This is a genomic window from Acidobacteriota bacterium, assembly GCA_016713675.1.
GTDB lineage: Bacteria > Acidobacteriota > Blastocatellia > Pyrinomonadales > Pyrinomonadaceae > OLB17.
On sequence record JADJOS010000001.1, the window covers coordinates 1,882,219 to 1,899,476 of the forward strand.

The 17,258-nt window shown below is 51.3% G+C and carries 13 protein-coding genes; 5 read left to right on the forward strand and 8 right to left on the reverse strand.

Annotation, left to right across the window (positions count from 1 at the left end):
* Positions 1–128: 128 nt before the first annotated feature.
* A complete protein-coding gene (locus tag IPK01_08730) occupies positions 129–2,636 on the forward strand; it encodes an EAL domain-containing protein (protein ID MBK7933569.1) in 2,508 nt (835 codons plus the stop codon).
* A 1-nt stretch (position 2,637) separates the two neighbouring features.
* Here IPK01_08730 and IPK01_08735 read toward each other — a convergent pair whose 3' ends face one another.
* Together IPK01_08735 and ispH are read right to left on the reverse strand one after the other, a co-directional pair.
* Positions 2,638–5,907: a CHAT domain-containing protein gene (locus IPK01_08735; GenBank protein MBK7933570.1), complete on the reverse strand. Its 3,270-nt coding sequence runs from the start codon at positions 5,905–5,907 to the stop codon at positions 2,638–2,640.
* A gap of 149 nt (positions 5,908–6,056) precedes the next feature.
* Positions 6,057–6,923: a 4-hydroxy-3-methylbut-2-enyl diphosphate reductase gene (ispH, locus tag IPK01_08740; GenBank protein ID MBK7933571.1), complete on the reverse strand. Its 867-nt coding sequence runs from the start codon at positions 6,921–6,923 to the stop codon at positions 6,057–6,059.
* A gap of 57 nt (positions 6,924–6,980) precedes the next feature.
* Here ispH and IPK01_08745 point away from each other — a divergent pair, with 57 nt between their 5' ends.
* Positions 6,981–7,862 carry a GNAT family N-acetyltransferase gene (locus IPK01_08745; protein MBK7933572.1) on the forward strand — a complete coding sequence of 294 codons (882 nt, stop codon included), beginning with the start codon at positions 6,981–6,983 and terminating at the stop codon, positions 7,860–7,862.
* A 15-nt stretch (positions 7,863–7,877) separates the two neighbouring features.
* Here the strand turns inward: IPK01_08745 and IPK01_08750 are convergent, their stop codons facing one another.
* The 3 genes from IPK01_08750 to IPK01_08760 all read right to left on the reverse strand — a co-directional run bounded on the left by IPK01_08750 (position 7,878) and on the right by IPK01_08760 (position 11,207).
* Positions 7,878–9,335, reverse strand: coding sequence for an ammonia-forming cytochrome c nitrite reductase subunit c552 (locus tag IPK01_08750; GenBank protein MBK7933573.1), 1,458 nt, complete (start codon positions 9,333–9,335; stop codon positions 7,878–7,880).
* 16 nt (positions 9,336–9,351) lie between these two features.
* Entirely contained in the window at positions 9,352–9,807 is a 456-nt protein-coding gene (gene nrfH / locus IPK01_08755; protein MBK7933574.1) for a cytochrome c nitrite reductase small subunit, read from the reverse strand.
* Positions 9,808–9,902: 95 nt separating this feature from the next.
* Positions 9,903–11,207 (reverse strand): hypothetical protein, encoded by a 1,305-nt coding sequence (locus IPK01_08760; protein MBK7933575.1) that lies wholly within the window; start codon positions 11,205–11,207, stop codon positions 9,903–9,905.
* A gap of 260 nt (positions 11,208–11,467) precedes the next feature.
* On the opposite strand from IPK01_08760, the gene IPK01_08765 reads away from it, so the two are divergent.
* The 3 genes from IPK01_08765 (at position 11,468) to IPK01_08775 (ending at position 15,257) form a co-directional block, all read left to right on the forward strand.
* Positions 11,468–12,268: a glycosyltransferase family 2 protein gene (locus IPK01_08765; GenBank protein MBK7933576.1), complete on the forward strand. Its 801-nt coding sequence runs from the start codon at positions 11,468–11,470 to the stop codon at positions 12,266–12,268.
* 15 nt (positions 12,269–12,283) lie between these two features.
* The gene (locus IPK01_08770) at positions 12,284–13,867 is read left to right on the forward strand and encodes an amidase (GenBank protein ID MBK7933577.1); all 1,584 of its coding nucleotides are present in this window, start codon (positions 12,284–12,286) and stop codon (positions 13,865–13,867) included.
* A gap of 211 nt (positions 13,868–14,078) precedes the next feature.
* Positions 14,079–15,257, forward strand: coding sequence for a hypothetical protein (locus IPK01_08775; GenBank protein ID MBK7933578.1), 1,179 nt, complete (start codon positions 14,079–14,081; stop codon positions 15,255–15,257).
* Here the strand turns inward: IPK01_08775 and IPK01_08780 are convergent.
* From IPK01_08780 to IPK01_08790, 3 genes are all read right to left on the reverse strand, one after another.
* Positions 15,244–15,996 carry a type III pantothenate kinase gene (locus IPK01_08780; protein ID MBK7933579.1) on the reverse strand — a complete coding sequence of 251 codons (753 nt, stop codon included), beginning with the start codon at positions 15,994–15,996 and terminating at the stop codon, positions 15,244–15,246. The genes IPK01_08775 and IPK01_08780 overlap by 14 nt on opposite strands.
* Before the next feature lie 74 nt (positions 15,997–16,070).
* Complete coding sequence (locus IPK01_08785) at positions 16,071–16,400, reverse strand: hypothetical protein (GenBank protein MBK7933580.1); 330 nt, start codon at positions 16,398–16,400, stop codon at positions 16,071–16,073.
* 9 nt (positions 16,401–16,409) lie between these two features.
* Positions 16,410–17,231, reverse strand: coding sequence for a VanW family protein (locus tag IPK01_08790; GenBank protein MBK7933581.1), 822 nt, complete (start codon positions 17,229–17,231; stop codon positions 16,410–16,412).
* Between the last annotated feature and the right edge of the window lie 27 nt (positions 17,232–17,258).

Below are 17,258 nucleotides of genomic sequence, written 5' to 3' on the forward strand. Positions count from 1 at the left end.
AGCCTTCCTTTTCTATTGCCGGCTGTTTAGCCAACTGCCTATTTTACTGTTCGGTCTGAGGAATCCCACTCTCATTTCTTTCGGCTCGGCCTGAGCGGAAGGTGCGCGAAATTCTCACCACACACTGGATGAATTTTCCGAAAATCACAAAAAGCTACATGACGGCGGTCATTGCCCTCGGTGTCATTTGTGTTTCGTTGTCATTTCTGACGGCGGATTACACAAAGATCGATGTTCACCTGGCGCTTTTGTTTGTATTTACCGTGGCCATAGGCTCGCGGATAACGATCCAAATACCAAGATTCAAGTCATATATTTCGGCTTCGGAGACATTTATCTTCCTTGCTCTTCTATCATACGGAGGCGAGTTTGCGGTAATACTTGCGGCCGCCGAGGCATTCGTTACCTCCTGGCGATTCTGTAAGAAGAAAACCACGGTTTTCTTCAACACAGCAACGATGGCGGTATCGACAAGTGCCGTTGTTTTAGTTCTGCAGTTGGCTGGCCTCTACACTGAAAATCAACTTCACGGCGACGATGATTATAGACAGAGCTTCGTGATCGCTCTCTCGGTGATAGCATTGACACAGTTCTTCGTAAACACCTCGCTTGCATCCGTTTACGGCTCGCTTCGCGATTCAAATCCATTGTGGGAAACGTGGAAGAATAAATATATCTGGTCGTTTTTCACGTACTTTGTCGGGGCTGCGTGTGCGGGCCTCTTGGTCCAGCTTGCCGCCGTCATGGGCTTCGGCATAATCGTCGCGACCTTTCCGGTCTGCTTTTTTGTCTTCATGTCATACCGCATGTACATGAAGAACGTCGAGATCTCGATGCAGCAGGCGGAGCAGGCTGAACAATACGCCAAGATCCTTGAATCGCAATCCGACGCACTTCGCGAGTCCGAGGAGCGTTTTCGCAGTGCTTTCGACTATGCCCCGATCGGCATCGGATTACTTACCTCGTCCGGAAAATGGCTCAAGGTCAATCACGCTTTGACCGAAATACTCGGATACTCTGAAAGCGACTTCATGGAAATGGATTTCCAGTCAATAACGCTGCCCGAAGACCTCGGCCTAACTTTGGTCAAGATTCACGAACTTATTGCCGGTAAGATCGCCAGTTGCCAGATGGAACAGCGTTATATTCATAAGACCGGCCGAACCGTTTGGACGTCCTGGAGTGTGTCCGCCGCAAGCGATGTTCAATCAAAGCAGCCAAATCTGATCTTTCAGATACAAGACATAACCGACAAGAAAAGCGCCGAAGAGAAGCTCCAACACGAAGCGACGCACGACGCCCTTACCTCTCTTCCAAATCGGCCATTCTTCATGTCGCGGCTGAGTTCTGCGTTGGAAAAGGTCAGACACATCGGCGGATACAAGGTCAGCGTACTCTTCATCGACCTCGACCGATTCAAGGTCGTCAATGACAGTCTTGGTCATTTGATCGGCGACGAGTTGCTAAAGGGGATCGCGGAACGCCTACGCGAATGTATGCGTCCATCCGATATCGTCGCGAGGCTCGGCGGAGACGAATTTACCATCCTCGTCGAGGGCACCTACGACGAACGCGAAGTCACACGTATCGCGGAGCGAATTCAGCAAAAATTCGGCATGCCATTTAATCTCGACGGCCACGAGGTCTACAGCTCGGCGAGTATCGGCATTCTTCATGCATCGCACAAGCACCTTACATCTGAAGACATGATGCGTGACGCTGATACGGCAATGTACCAAGCAAAACGTGCTGGCAAAGCCCGCCACGCAATTTTCGACGAGGAAATGCACAAAGCGGCGAGAGAGATGTTACAGCTCGAAACAGACCTTCGCCGTGCTGTCGAACGAAATGAAATAACGGTGCATTACCAGCCAATCTATGATCTGGCGACCGGGAACATCGAGGGAATCGAGTCGCTTGCCCGCTGGAATCATCCGATGCTTGGACCCATCTCACCCAGCAAATTCATACCACTTGCCGAAGAGATCGGCCTCATTGACACGCTCTGCGAGCAGGTGCTTCGGCAGGCATGCAATGAAGTCGGTTCGCTTCACGATCGCCGTTCAAAGGAACGCCAGTTGTCGTTGAGCGTAAATCTATCGTGCCGGCAATTTGCCCAAAGTACACTTGTGCAGAGCATTTGCGGTATCCTGGACGCAACGGCATTTTCGCCCGAGCATCTGAAACTCGAGATTACTGAATCTGTCTTTTTCGAGCACGCCGACCGTGCGATAGGTATGCTGAACAAGCTGCGAACTCTGGGCGTCGATATCAATATCGACGATTTTGGTACGGGCTATTCGAATCTCAGCTATTTGATGAAGCTGCCGATCTCGACGCTCAAGATCGATCGATCGTTCATTTCGATGGTCGATGACGACGGAAGCAACGATGAGATCGTCAAAGCGATCGTCAATCTGGCACGCAATCTTGACCTAAGAGTAGTCGCCGAGGGCATCGAAACCGAGAGTCAGCTGCGAAAACTCAAGGAACTCAACTGTGAAGGCGGCCAGGGTTTCTTTTTCGCCGCGCCAATGAATTTTCCCGACCTGATGCAGTTTCTACGACGTGATGCGGCTCCTTCTTCAGGTGCCGTTCGATTCGAAGATATTCCGACGATTTTGACGGTGCAGTAATTCAATAAGAGGAATTTCCCCCGAATACGGCAAATGCGGCCCAATAATACGGATTAGTAAAACGCCCGTTCTGCTCGGTTGCCAGTTCGAGTTGAGCGGCTCGAAGAGCGCGTGGCGTACTCATTCTGTTGGAGCGGCGATGTATGTGAAAACGTTTCATCAGCTCGGCTGATGCGTCTGAATCGACACTCCATTGGCTGGCAACCACCACCGGAACACCGGATGCCAAGAATGTTCGCGACAGTCCGACCAATCCTTCGCCGTCAAAATAGTTCTCTAGCCCGGAATCGCAAGCCGCAAGCACGACAAGTTTCGTGCGGGTAAGGCGAATTTTTTCCAATTCCTCATTTGTCAAAATACTCTCGCTGGCCGATTTGCCGTTTGAGGCAAGCAGCATATACGATGAATCGGGATCGCGTTCGGCTACGACGTAATGTCCGGCGAAGTGGATAATATCAGCCGATGAAATTTCCCTTACGAACGTCTCTTTCTTTGCCGCCTCGTTCATCAGAATTGTCGGCTTGCGATAATTGCCCGCAATAGTCTTCACCTCAATTTCTGCCGAAGGCAGGTTTGGTAGATCGGCAAAATCCGTCGGGCTGAAAGCCGGATTTCCGACCGCAAGGAGTGATTCGGTTTGTGATCGAGGCCGGACTGCGGCATCGGCCGACGCAAGAACGAAAATAGTCGCGCTTGGAGCGTAACCAATAGAATACGTCTTTACCAGAGGTTCACCGCTGAGATCGGCAAGAGCTGCAAACGGCAAATAATACAGGAATTTACTTGGGATAACGCAAGTTTCAAGCGACGCATCCAGCTGATCGCTGACAGGTTCGATGAGCAGGCGGTAAAGCTCCTGCCCAGACGAAGAAATTGCCCCGCCATCCGCCGGAATGCCCCGTTTAACAAGCCTTACATAATTCTCAACCTTCGATCGCAATTCGGCGGCACTGATCGTGACCGGTACGACCGAAAATTTGTCCTTTGAGATGATCCATATCAGTAGCTTCTTTTCGAGCACGCTAAACCTCACGATCTGCGAACTAGCATTCATTCGTTCACGGATCTGATCGATAGTGAACGGCCCAGGACCTGATATAGATGCGGGAAAGGCGGTATTCTCATGTGACCTCATACGGTCGACCAGCGAACGCGATGTCGAACGCTCAGTGTAATTAAAGGCGGCAGCGAGGTCGCCCTTTTCAAATTCGCTCTCGACCGCTATGTCATAGATTGTCACGCCATTGTCAAAAAAGCTCGTCCGCTCCTTTTCGAGCTCTATGTTCCCTCTATATTCTTCGATCAAGGCGATTGTCTGCGGCAGTCGGCGATCAAGTTCCTCTTTCTCGCCTGCTGAGTTCAATCCATAGAGTAATCCCTTTTTTGCCTGATATTGATAATGCGAGATCGCCTCGACATCTAAGGCTTCGTCGGCTTCACGGAGCAGCCGGATGGATTCGGCGAGATCGCCGGTTTGTTCGGCGATCGATGCCGCCCGGATCTGTGCAATTGCCGTTACTTTGTTTCGAGTCTTTTCGTCGCCTATATTGGCGGCGGTATCGAGGCTTTCATCAATATACTTTCGTGCAGTTTCATTTTCACCGGAACGTAAAAAGGTGATGCTCGCTGTGCCTCGCGAATTCGCCTTGAACATTAGATCATTCAAGCTATCGGCAAGCGTGACTGCCTCGACCGCGGCCGCCTTTGCACAAGAGTTCAGTCCGGCGGACGAATAAGTTTGTGAGGCAAAGTTGGCATTTCGATAGCGCTGTCTCATACTCGACCCAGACGGGAACGAAAGTGCCGCAGCCCGTTGCATGTACGCGAATGCTTCAGAATATTGACCAAGAAATGAACTGTTGAACGATAGGTCGAACAGATTTCGTTGGATCGCATAATCGTCGCCGATATTCTCGGCGATCACGAGAGCCCGCCGGTAGAGGACATTTGATTCGGCTTGTAATTTAATTAGACGCTTTGCTCCGGCGTTCCAATACAACGCGGTCATTTCGAGCCATTTGAACTTGTTTTTTTTGGCGTATTCTACGACTTTTCCAAGTATTTCTATTCCCGCAAAGCCATCGCCGAGATTGATCCTGCAATATCCGACAAAATATGCGCTTAGATTTGCTTCCCAAATATTCCCAACTTGGCCAAAGATCATTTCCGCCCTGTTAAATTCCGTAAGACACTCCGAATATTTCAGTTCTAAACACGATCGATAGCCATTCTTGACCGCCGCTTGAGCTTCACGAAGCATCGCGATCTCTGTAACATTTCGCCCACGATAATATCGGGCGATATTTGACGCAAACGTATCGTTGGTATTCTCAGCTTCAAGCATACCGGCAAGGTCCAGAGCATTCAGAAGCTGCGATCGTTCGGCAGGATCAGCATCGACGAACGCCATAGCAAGATTTTGCGGCAAATACTTCTGAGCGATCAGTTCACGGTTCTTGCTGAGTAAGCTCCATGCGGCGTCGCGGTCCCCGCTCGAAGCCGCAGATAAAAAATCTTCGCGAAGTTTTTCCGGTTTGAGTTCGACAAAGGACGTGTCAAATCGAGCAAACCTTTGCCGTGCCTCTTCCGCCCATTTTGAAGAACTGTCAAGGCTGAGATAGTCGGACCAAGCTTTCCTTGATCCGTCGGAAAGATACAACGCCTCGAGACACAGTGCTAGATTGAAACGAGCTTCGAGCATTTTCGGCGATCTATCCAATGCTTCTTCGAAACGCCCGAGTGCTTGATCAAATAGCTCCACGCTCCTTGCACGATCTCCGGAATCGCGAGTGAACTTACCCAGTTCGAGAAGTGATGCCCCCCAATCCGCGTGGATTACCGCGGCCTCTTTTTCTTTTGAGGCGGCCCGTTCGAAAAGGTCGTTCGCCTTCTCAAATTTCCGTTCGGCGAGGTAGAACTTTCCCAAGGCGGCAAGCGAGGTGGCATCGTCCTGCTCGCCGGCCGCAGCCACCAACAGTCGCTCGGCTCTATCTCTGGCATCCTTTTGCTCAAGGTTGGGGTTTCCTCTGATAGCTGTCCACGGGGCGTGATCGAAATCTGCGATCCGCACCTCAATGGGACGCGAATCACTGATCGAACCTTGCAGTTCGGCAAGGCCAGTCTCAATATTTGACCGATAAAGGCCAATCCGCCATACCGCCGTGCAGCTGACGATCACGATGACGCCAACTAACAAATAACGGGCCGTCGGCGATTGCCTCGGCAAAGTTCGGTTCTGAACAGCCATATTGGGATCATATTTGTGAGTCATTGGTGTTCAGAATTATATGGCAATTAAACCGTTTTGCCATAGTCATTTCTTTTAACCCGCCAAATTGAAGCAAGTACCAATAAAAATCCACCGAACTTTCTGGCTTTCGCCCGGAAATTTCGATGGATAAGCAGCGTGAAATCTTACGACTACGGTTTCAGGATCAACTCCTGATTCTTGCCGAGTTTCTTGAGGTGAGCTACGACCTTATCGATAAGCCAATTTGGCGTCGATGCTCCAGCGGTAACGCCGACCTTTTCAACTCCGATCAAGTCATCAGCGTCGATCTCGTCTTCAGTCTCGATCAGGAAACTCTTCTCACACGATTCTTTGGAGACCGCAAGCAGTTTTACGCTATTTGACGAGTGGCGGCCACCGATAATATAGAACGCATCGACCATTGTCGCTAACGCACGAGCGGCATCCTGACGGTCTCGGGTAGCCGAACAGATCGTATTGATTATTTGGACTTCATCGTCTGTTTTCGTTTTGATAGCTTCAGCAGTGTCGAAAAAAGTCTTCGCCTTGATAGTAGTCTGAGCAACTACCAACGGATTACGCAGCCGCGGTAGGCCCGCGACTTCGCTCTCATCCCTGATAACGAATGCGTGCTCGGGAGCGTAGCCCTTGACGCCGACCATTTCCGGATGTTCGGGGCTGCCGATGATGACAACATGGCGGTTTTCGTTTGCGGCACGAGACGCGAGCTTTTGCACACGCGTTACGAACGGACATGTCGCATCGACCACTTTTGCAGCCTTTTCTTCGAGTTCACGCTGAACTTCGGGCGTTACGCCGTGGGCCCGAATAACGGCAGTCTCGTTGCGGCCGATCTCAACAGGCTCTTTGATCGTCGTCACACCTTCGTGTGCGAGACGCTGCATTTCCTGCTCGTTGTGGATTAGCGGGCCTAAAGCGCGTACTGTATCGCCCTCGCCGATAGCCTCTTCGACCATTTCGACCGCACGCTCAACGCCAAAACAAAATCCGTATTCATTCGCCAGTAAAACTTGCATTTGTATCGCCAACTGCCTTATTTTCTAATTGCCCCCAGCAGATAGGTAGTTTATCAAATGGATAGTAGAAACGAAACTTATTCCAGACAGTGGCGGTTTATGGACGAGACCTACTTCCTCTCGCTCTATGACGCATTTATTGCCGCTTTCGCGGATTATGTAATGCCCTTCGATCTCAGTGAGCAGCAGTTCCGCAATCACATTGTGCTCAATGCTGTAGATCTTGCATCCTCGGTCGGCATTATCGAAGGTGAAAAGCTGGTCGGATTTACGATCAATGGGTTTGGGAAATGGAACGGCCGCCAAACCGTTTACGACGCCGGGACCGGCGTGCTGCCCGAATTTCGCCGCCGCGGCATGGGCCTGACGATGTTTGATGTGATGATGCCGATATTTAAGGATCGCGGTATCGAACAATACCTGCTCGAGGTTGTAACGACCAACAAAAACGCGATATCGATGTACGAAAAGCTTGGTTTCGGTAAAACAAGGACTCTTTCGCTGCTCGAATTAAGCGGTCAGGCGAATCTTGCCCCCGATGCGCTGATCGACATAGAGTTACGCGATATCGACGATCCTGATTGGGACTTGCTTCAAACGTTTTGGGACGGCGATCCTTCGTGGCAGAATTCAATTTTAGCGGTCAAACGCAGTCTGCTCCAGAAGCGATTTATCGGTGCATTTCACGAAAATGATTGTCTCGGTTACATTATCTTTGCGGCGAACTCAGGCCGCATAGCACAGATCGCGGTCGACCAAAATTATCGCGGCCTCGGCATTGGTTCATTGCTTCTGAAGAAACTGCTATCTGAAAGCGATCCTACCGCCAGACCGCAGGTCGTCAATATAGACCGCTCCCTCCACGAAGCAATGGCATTCTTCGAAAACCGGTGCTTCAAGACAAAACTCAGTCAATTTGAAATGATCCGGGCGATATGACCGTTCACGTCAAGCTTATTTTGCGGCCAACTTCATATCCGTCCGCGTTGGCTGAACGCCGCTCAGTGCCATAAGTGCCAATCTTGAAAAGTTCATCGATTCGCCAAGAATGCGGGCGGCCTCGGCCGGCGCATGAAATCCCATCGAGTTCTCGGCTTCGACAAAATCTAAATAAAATTGGGCCTTTCGTTGATAATCGCGGGCTAGAGCAAGTTCAGTGTCGGGCCGCCCAGCGTCCTTGGCTTTTTGGATCTCGTTGATCACGTCAACCAGGGCGTCCATCGCGAGATTCCTCAAGTCGTAGGTTCGAGTCTGGATGGTCTCGGCTCGGAACTTCAACTCGGCTTCATCAGCTTTGTGACATGTCTGGCACGACTGACTGATGTTCAACAGTGGGCTTTGTACGTGGTGATCACTTATCTTCATTGCTCCCTCGCGTTTATAGGGCATATGGCAATCGGCACAGGCGACGCCGGCTCGGGCATGGATTCCTTGGTTATACATCTCAAACTCAGGATGCTGAGCTTTCAACGCGTCGGCGCCCGTGCGTTTATGTGTCCAATCCTTGTGCTTTACCTCGTCGTAATAGGCGACAATATTTTCGATCTTCAGTCCGTTTTGCCACGGATAAGTCAATGTTTTTTCGGGGCCTTTGAAATAGTATTCAACGTGACACTGCCCGCAAACGAAACTCCGCATTTCCTGACGCGTTGCGTCTCGGTTGACATCGTAATTCTGGACGCCCTGCGACGCTTTTAGGGCTTTGATCCCATTCATAAATGCCGGCCGCGTGACGCGCAAAGCCATCGTCGCCGAATCATGGCAATCTATACAGGCGACAGGATGTGTGACCTGTTTTCTGGCCTCCTGATACGGCAGCTTATTAACAGCGTCAAAACCCGCGAAAATGTCGCCATTGCCGAGCCTTTTGTAGGTGTTATATACAGACGCGTGACAATTAATACAGCTTCCGGGCTGCTGCGTTACTCCCTGCCGTTCGGTAAACGTCTGATCGTCAAGCATGAAACCATGGCCGCGTTCTTCGCGAAAATCGACCGCAAACGCGTAACCGTCCCACATTACTTTCAGCCGAGGGTCTTCTTCCAGTCGCGATTGCGAAACGACCGAACGCGGGTCTGAGTCTTTGGGTGTCTTATGTATCGCCTCACTTCCACCGTAACGGGTGCGTTTCTGGTCCACGGTCCTTTTATAACCGTCATACTGCATTGGAAAATTCTTGCCCCACACCGCCGGATCGTCCGTTTCATCTGTCAACTCGACCACGCGAAAGAACGGATTCTTGCTCTCCTGCTTTCGCTCCATGATATTGGTAAGTAAGGCAACGCCCAATATGGCGGCTATGAACGCAAAAAATCCTACGATAAAGATGAATCTAAGACTCGAACGCTTTTTTGGTGCGTCTTTCACTTCAGTTGTTTCAGTTTTCTCTGTGTTGGTATCTTCGGTGTTCATTCTATAACCTCATTGGTCAATGCATATGCCCGACATTTCGATGGCATCGTATGCATGAGATCTGATCGTTATCCTTTTCGCTGTGTGCGGAGATCGATTCGGTCAGTTCACCATGGCATCGGCGGCACGATGCCTCGGTAATTTGCCTATTGCGTTCAGTGATCTGTATCGGTTCGTGGAAATTGTTGAAGGTAAAATAGTACGAATGCCAGAAACCATTCGACGCCTTGGTCGTGTATTTGCCGATCGTATCGGCAGGAGTGTGGCAATCGTTGCATGTTGCGACGTTCTTGTGGCTCGATTTCTGCCAGCCATCGTGCTGTTCGTTCATCACATGGCAATTGGCACATGCTACGGGATCGTTGCTCATGTACGAATAGCCTTTGGCGTAAACGAACGTAAACAAACCGATCCCGACGGCCAAGCCTATGGCTATGCCGACGACGGCGAGTTTGATGGTCTGGAGCGACATTCAAGACTAGTTTTTATCACTTTTCACCGAATTGCAAATACCAAAATACTGGCGTGCGACGAATGTCACAATCGAGAAGTTTATTGGTGCATTGACTATCTCACAGGTTCTCGGAGGATAGTTTCGGCCGCCACATTTGCTATCGCTGCCGCGGCCGGATTTGATTCGCGAAGGTTGCCCAATTGGCGAAGAGCTTCACCTGTGCGGGCCAAAAGGCGAACAAGGTCGCCAGGCTCTGCTTTTGTGCGGCCGACGAGGTCGTCCCATTCCAATCCGGCAGCCCAGCGTTCGGCGGCCGCGGCGGCTGAGTAATTTAGCTCTTCGACCGGATCGACGCCAAACTTCCACTCGACATTTGAAACCGCAATGACAATTGTGCCGAGATCATCGAGTAGGTCGTTTGTCTTGCGAGTTGTACGCATTTCGCCGTAGCTGCGGTCCGCATCAGACGCGACTGATGCCATTAGGGCGGCGGCCTCGGATAAAGACAATTGATCAAAAATGCCTGCTTTCAATGCCTCGCCGACGAGCAGCGGCCGGTCGATCCGAAGATCGGCTAGCCATTTACCGTTTTCCAGCACTTTCTCGGCTTCGAAATCGATATATTCGAAATGATCGAGCACACGGGCCCGATTTTCAAATGGGGCCCAGATCCGGTCGCTTAACATCTCGGCACCATTGTCGTGACGGTCATCGGCGATCGCCCGCCGGCTTTCGCGAAATGCAAAACTCTTTTCTGCGATCTCACGAACCTGCTCGAAATTGCCGTACGCATCGAGCAGGTTGAGTAAACTTGTATACGTAGCCTTGAATCTGCTCTGTAAAGCGTCGGGTTTTGCCGAGAGCAATTCGGCGATCTTACGTGCATTTTGAAACGGACTTGGCACGAGCACCACAAAACCCACATTATCACGCCCACGCCGTCCGGCCCGACCGGTCATCTGCTGCAATTCACTCGCTGTCAGCGACCGCCAACCGTCATTGCCGCGAGCGTCAGCATTGCTGATGACGACCGTTCTTGCAGGAAAATCAACGCCGGCCGCCACCGTCGAGGTTGCAAAAATCGCATTTAACAAACCTGATGACATCATCTTCTCAACCAGCAGTTTCCACGCCGGAATATGCCCTGCATGATGAGCGGCGACACCCGAAAAGACGATCAATTTGCGGTGTTTGTGGTCGCTGATCTCAGGAAAATCAGCTTCGAATTTCTCAAACATTTCGCGCCGCAGCATCTGCCGTTCGGTGTTGAACTCCTGCGAACGGTCCGCCCCGACATCCTGAGCCGCCTCATCGCATTTTCGCCGCGTCGGCAAAAAGACGATCGCCGGCAGCAGATCAAATCGCTTCAGAGCGTTGATCAGCTTCGGCGGCGGGATCTCATGGTTTCGCGTTTCCATTTCAGACAAGTATAACGGTATCGGCCGAATTTAAGAATTTGCCGATAGAATGAGTTCGGAGATTTATCGAGACAAACGAACGAATTGCCCAAATTTGCTCTCTGCTCTCAGCGTCTTCCATGTGACCGCTACACGAAAAATAATGCTGATCAGCCACCGAAAAAGTATTGACGCGGAGTTGGCAGAGGAAGACGCTGAAATCGCAGGGTTGCATCACGAAAGTTTGTTATACTGCTCTTGCCCAAACTGTTTCCATTGATATGCTTAACGGCAAAAAAATCATCGTCGTGATGCCGGCATATAACGCGGCCAAAACGCTCGCCAAGACCGTCGCCGAGATCGACCGCAACATGGTCGACGATATAATAGTCGTTGATGACGGAAGTTCGGACGATACGGTCTCGGAGGCAAGTGAACTCGGCCTCATCGTCTTTCGCCATGACGAAAATTTCGGCTACGGCCGCAATCAGAAAACGTGCTACGCCGAGGCTCTTGCAAGAGGTGCGGACATCGTCGTGATGGTCCACCCTGATTATCAATATTCGCCGAAACTGATCGTCCCGATGGCGTCGATGATCGCCTATGGTGATTACGATGCGGTTATCGGTTCGCGTATCTTGGGTACGGGAGCGATCGAGGGCGGAATGCCGCGATACAAATATATCGCCAATCGATTCCTGACATTGTTTCAAAACATTTTGATCAGCTACAAACTCTCGGAATATCACACCGGATTTCGTGCTTTCAGTCGCGAAGTGCTCGGGACGTTGCCGCTCGGTCAAAATTCCGATGATTTTGTTTTCGACAACCAAATGCTCACGCAGACCGTTTATTTCGGCTTTCGTATCGGCGAGCTTTCGTGCCCGACGCGTTACACGGCCGAATCGTCATCTATCAATTTTTCGCGAAGCGTCAAGTACGGCCTCGGCGTGTTGGCGACATCGTTGTCGTTTCGGATGAGACGATTGGGCGTTGGGCGTTCAAGGCTGTTCGGGACCGCACAAGAGATCGGCGAAGCCGAATATTATCGTGAGATCGAAGCAAGTTCAAAGGTCAAATAAATACGGAGAGATCAGATGAAGAACATCGACAGGCGTGAATTCCTTGGTGCGGCGGCAGTTGCAGGAGCGGCTATTTTAGCAGTACCACGAATTTCATTTGCCGCGACCGAAGTGCCGCTCGAGGAAGCTACGGTCGCAAGCCTGCAGGCTGCGATGACCGCCGGCCAAACCACCGCTAAAAAGATCACGCAAGGCTATTTGGCGCGGATCGCGAAGATCGACAAGAGTATCAATTCGATCATCGAACTAAATCCCGATGCCCTTGCTATTGCCGCTGAAATGGATCGTGAACGAAAAGCCGGGAAGGTTCGCGGCCCGCTCCACGGGATCCCGGTCGTGATCAAAGACAACATCGACACCGCCGACAAGATGAAAACCACCGCGGGCAGCCTGGCACTTGTTGATGCACCGACACCGGCGAAAGACGCTTTTATCGTGTCGAAATTGAGAGAAGTCGGAGCCGTTCTGCTAGGCAAAACGAACCTTTCCGAATGGGCAAATTTCCGCGATAATGATTCGATCAGCGGTTGGTCTGGCCGCGGCGGCCAGACGCGAAACCCTTATATCCTCGATCGCAATCCGTGCGGCTCGTCGTCAGGGACCGGTGCGGCGATCGCTGCCAGCCTCGCTGCGATCGGTGTCGGCACAGAGACCGACGGTTCGATCCTTTGTCCGTCGTCGATCTGCGGTCTCGTCGGCCTCAAACCGACGATCGGCCTCGTCTCGCGGTCCGGCATCATTCCGATCGCCGCTTCGCAAGATACGGCCGGACCGATGACGCGAACGGTGACGGACGCAGCACTTTTGCTGAACGCTATCAAATTTCATGACCCCGAAGATGCTGCCATGACCGGCGTTAAACGCGCATGGAATTTCGATTACACCGCTTCTCTCCAAGCCGACGGTCTCCGCGGTGCTCGAATTGGAGTTGCCCGAGACTATTGGGGTCGAAATGCTGTGGTGGATGCCGTCACGGACGTCGCCCTGGCCGAGATGAAAAAGGCAGGTGCCGAGTTGATCGACATCAAGTTTCCAGACCTGCGAAAATTTGGCGACGCCGAGTTTCTGGTGCTGCAATACGAATTCAAAGACGGCCTCGAAAAGTATCTAAGACAGCGTGGAGCAAAATACAGCACGCTCGCCGACCTGATCAAATTTAACAATGACAATGCTTCCCGCGAGATGCCATATTTCAAACATGGAATCCTCGATTCTTCCGCGAACCTCGGTGACCTTACCTCGAAGGCATATCTCGACGCGCTCGAAACGTGCCGGAAATACGCCCGCGAACTCGGCATCGATAAAGCTGTAAATGACAACAAACTTGATGCTATCGTCGCCCCGTCGAACGCACCAACTTGGATGATCGACACTGTAAACGGCGATTGCGGCAGTGGTTATGTCGGAAGTTCGTCGCTCGCGGCCGTCGCCGGCTATCCAAATATCACAGTTCCGGCCGGCTTCGCCAAAGAACTCCCGATCGGCATCTCGTTCTTTGGAAAGGCTTGGACCGAAGCGACGCTAATCAAACTCGCATATTCGTTCGAACAAGCGACCAAAGCGCGTAGAACGCCCAAATTTCTGCCTACATATGCCTAAGTTCGTTTGATAACTGTTTGTACTTCTGCGAATTTTTCAGCGACCTCTGCGTTAAACTGACCTTTTTAGCGCAGAGATCGCAGAGTTTTCCGCAAGCTCCTCCGAGACGGGTTTCCAATTAAATAAAAAAAACTGCGACCGAACTGATAACCTCAGCGTCTATCTCGTGTAAAGCTGTACCCAAATTCCACGATCGAGGAAGAAAACACACATGAAAAAGATCTACGCCGGAGTATTCTTCGTTATCGCAGTAGCCTGCGCGAGTGCATCAGCCCAGATATTCAAACTCCCGACCATCGGCCCCAAACCGTCACCTACGCCTAGAGCGTCGCCCACAAACGCTCCGCAACCGCCGATCAATCATGGAAGTAACGGTTCGATGGGAACGGCCCAAACACCGCAAGGAAGCGAAAAACCTCTGCTGCTTGCGACAACGCTCGATATACGCTGTGATACCGAGGCACGTTATTGGAAGATGCCAGGCGAATCGAGCTATACGAGCTGGATCCCGATGGTCAAATTCAGGGTCGTATATACCGGAGCTGAGAAACTGCGTTTGATGGCCGAATACTCGACGCCCGACGGCAAACCGTGGTTCAGCGAAACGCTCAAACTCAACAAAGCGGATTCGGTCGAGAAGACGATGGAGATGATCACCGACCGTGTCGGCCCGCGTTTTGAGGGCAAATCGACTATCGCGACCGGCCTTTTTGGCGTCAAAATCGTCGATTCCAAGGATGGCAGCGTGCTGTTTCAGGGGAAATTCAAGGTCGGAAAATTTAAATACGGCCCGAACATCCCGATGTTCAAGAACCAGAATGATTTCTTCGTCGATCAGGACTGGAACCTGCCTGTTGGCTATGTTTGGCTCGACTGGAAGGACAAGAACGCACCGCCGCCGACCGTCAGCATGTGGCTAAAAGGCGAAACGCGGCTCGACGATCTCGAAGCTCGATTATTCTATAATGGCACACAGATTCTCACGACCGATGATATGGGAGCCGTCAGTTCGAAGGAGGCGCGCTATCCAAACAGTCTCGAGAACAAAGAGACGCATCGATGGGAACTGTTCAATTTTGAGTGGTACAAATTCAAATACGCCGCGACACCGCAGGGCCGAAACATGTTCAAACAAGCGCGGTTTATGAACGAATCTGACGGCGAATATACCGTCAGGGTGTTTCATAAGGGCATTCAAATACGCGAAGCGTCATTTACCGTTTCCGGCGGCATGTTTGCCGATAACGGTGTCGCTAAGAATAGCGGTTTCAACGACACAAAGGTCTTTATTCCGGTGAAGATCATGGGTGATAAAGATAAATGGAGTTCAGCGACGTGGAAGACGGACGCCTTTTATGGCAATGCCCTAAAAGGATTTACGTGGCCATAAGCCGAGCATGCAAACGCTGCAGACCGTCGAGCAGCAGGTTTTCATCAACAGCGCTGATCTGAGTCGTATTTTCAGCGATCAAAGCGGCAAATCCGCCGGTGGCGATGACCTGAGCGTCGTCGCCCATTTCTTTCTTGACCTTAGTTAAGAGCGACTCGACCAGACCAAAGTAGCCATAGACTATTCCCGACTGTATCGAACCAATAGTCGTATTTTGAATAACAACGTCCGGTTTTTCGATCGCGACCTCAGGCAGTTTCGATGTTGTGATCTTTAGCGCAGTTGCAAGCGTGTTCATTCCCGGAGCGATCAATCCCCCTATCAGCACATTGTATTTATTGACATAATCGACCGTAAGGGCCGTTCCAAAACTGCAAACGATGCACGGAGCACCGTATTTTTGGACCGCCGAAAATGTATTTACCAGACGATCGCTACCCGCGTCCGCGAGCGGTTCGTACTTGATCGTCAACCCCAGATCGCTGTCATTCGCCACAAATACCGGTGCAATGTTAAATGTGGAATTTATAAATTCACGCATTGCAGCATCGACCTCGGGTACGACTGAGCTAACGATCGCAGCCGAGATATCGTGCGTGACGCGGCTCCCTATTACCTTTGCGAGGCCGGCCGCCGAGATATCACGGATTGTCGGAACAGATAATTTGGCAAGGAGACTTTCGCCGTCATAGACGCCGAACTTGATATTGGTATTTCCGATGTCGACAGCTAACAACATACCTGATAATGAAACATTGAAAATGGCGAATCAAGACCCATCTCAAATCCTCCACTATCAACTACTGATTGGCCTTAGCCCTGCAGGGGCAATCCGTCATAAACGACATTCCAACCGTTCTTTCGGCTGGTCCGCAGGCTCTTGGTAAACCATTCGACGGCTGCATTCGCGTCGTCGTAGATCTGGACGGCCGGCCGGTCTTCGCGAGGATCGACGCGGCAGATGGCGGCACCGACGGTTGCGGTCTTGATGCACAGAAGCGCGATCATATTGTCCTTTTGCATGACGGCCGTACGGACGTTGACGTTGTCGAGTTCGTCGTCAAACTCGTCAAACTCGGCGAGGTCTTCGTCGAATTCGTCGTCAAAATCAAAATCGGCTTCGTAATCAAATTCGTTGCTCATAATGCGTTACTACAAACTACACGCTGCCGCCGAAAAATTCAATTCGTACTTTACCTCAGCGTGGTTTTTGACAAGCATCTCCTCGGCGACACGGTTCCCGGTCCGACGGTCGACCAGTTCTCGCCAGATTTCGTTTTCGCGGTAGTTCTTGCCGTCTTCGTGTATGAAGCGGTGATTTTTTTCAAACACGTGATATGCGTATTGAGGCTCGCTGCTCGCATAGATCGCTCCCTTGAGATGATCGCCGGTCAACCAAAGCTTGATCTGAAACGTCAGTTCTGTCGGGTTGTAAAACCTAAGATCGATGTAGTTGTAAAATACGCCGGCTCCCGAGCCAAACGGAAGCACGCGGTTTTCGTCCGGAAACGGATCAAAGCTGTGATGATGCCGCTCGGCGATCTCAAGCGGCGTATGCAACGCCATCCAATACAACAGATTTGCAAGCTGACACAGCCCGCCGCCGATGCCGCGAACCACCTCACCACGCGATAACTGCATTCCCTCACAATATCCTTTCTCTCCTGTCGCCTCACCCAATTGCCGCCAAAATGAGAACGTCTGTCTAGGCTTGATCAAGATACCGTCGATCGTCGGACAAGCGATCTTCAGATTTTCGACCTTGTTCTCCTGTAATTGCGGGTCAGAATTGCCGAGCTTACGGCGCAATAATGACTGGTGCTTTTTACAAGTGAACGGCAGCGTCTCGCCGCCGATCTCGGCCGCAAAACGTCCGACACGCGGCAGATCGGCCACACGCCGAAAAAAACGCTTCTGCCAGATGCGGCCGCGATACAACAATGGATGAATTTCGGAAAGTCTACGTTTCAAGATCTCTGCGGCCACCGATTGCACGGATCA

Coding starts and splice junctions, on each gene's coding strand:
- IPK01_08735 (MBK7933570.1), bottom strand. CDS start 5,907: ATGACTCACAAATATGATCCCAATATGGCTGTTCAGAACCGAACTTTG.
- IPK01_08760 (MBK7933575.1), bottom strand. CDS start 11,207: ATGGAAACGCGAAACCATGAGATCCCGCCGCCGAAGCTGATCAACGCT.
- IPK01_08780 (MBK7933579.1), bottom strand. CDS start 15,996: ATGTTGTTAGCTGTCGACATCGGAAATACCAATATCAAGTTCGGCGTC.
- IPK01_08765 (MBK7933576.1), top strand. CDS start 11,468: ATGCTTAACGGCAAAAAAATCATCGTCGTGATGCCGGCATATAACGCG.
- IPK01_08730 (MBK7933569.1), top strand. CDS start 129: ATGAATTTTCCGAAAATCACAAAAAGCTACATGACGGCGGTCATTGCC.
- IPK01_08750 (MBK7933573.1), bottom strand. CDS start 9,335: ATGAACACCGAAGATACCAACACAGAGAAAACTGAAACAACTGAAGTG.
- IPK01_08775 (MBK7933578.1), top strand. CDS start 14,079: ATGAAAAAGATCTACGCCGGAGTATTCTTCGTTATCGCAGTAGCCTGC.
- IPK01_08745 (MBK7933572.1), top strand. CDS start 6,981: ATGGATAGTAGAAACGAAACTTATTCCAGACAGTGGCGGTTTATGGAC.
- IPK01_08770 (MBK7933577.1), top strand. CDS start 12,284: ATGAAGAACATCGACAGGCGTGAATTCCTTGGTGCGGCGGCAGTTGCA.
- nrfH (MBK7933574.1), bottom strand. CDS start 9,807: ATGTCGCTCCAGACCATCAAACTCGCCGTCGTCGGCATAGCCATAGGC.
- IPK01_08785 (MBK7933580.1), bottom strand. CDS start 16,400: ATGAGCAACGAATTTGATTACGAAGCCGATTTTGATTTTGACGACGAA.
- ispH (MBK7933571.1), bottom strand. CDS start 6,923: ATGCAAGTTTTACTGGCGAATGAATACGGATTTTGTTTTGGCGTTGAG.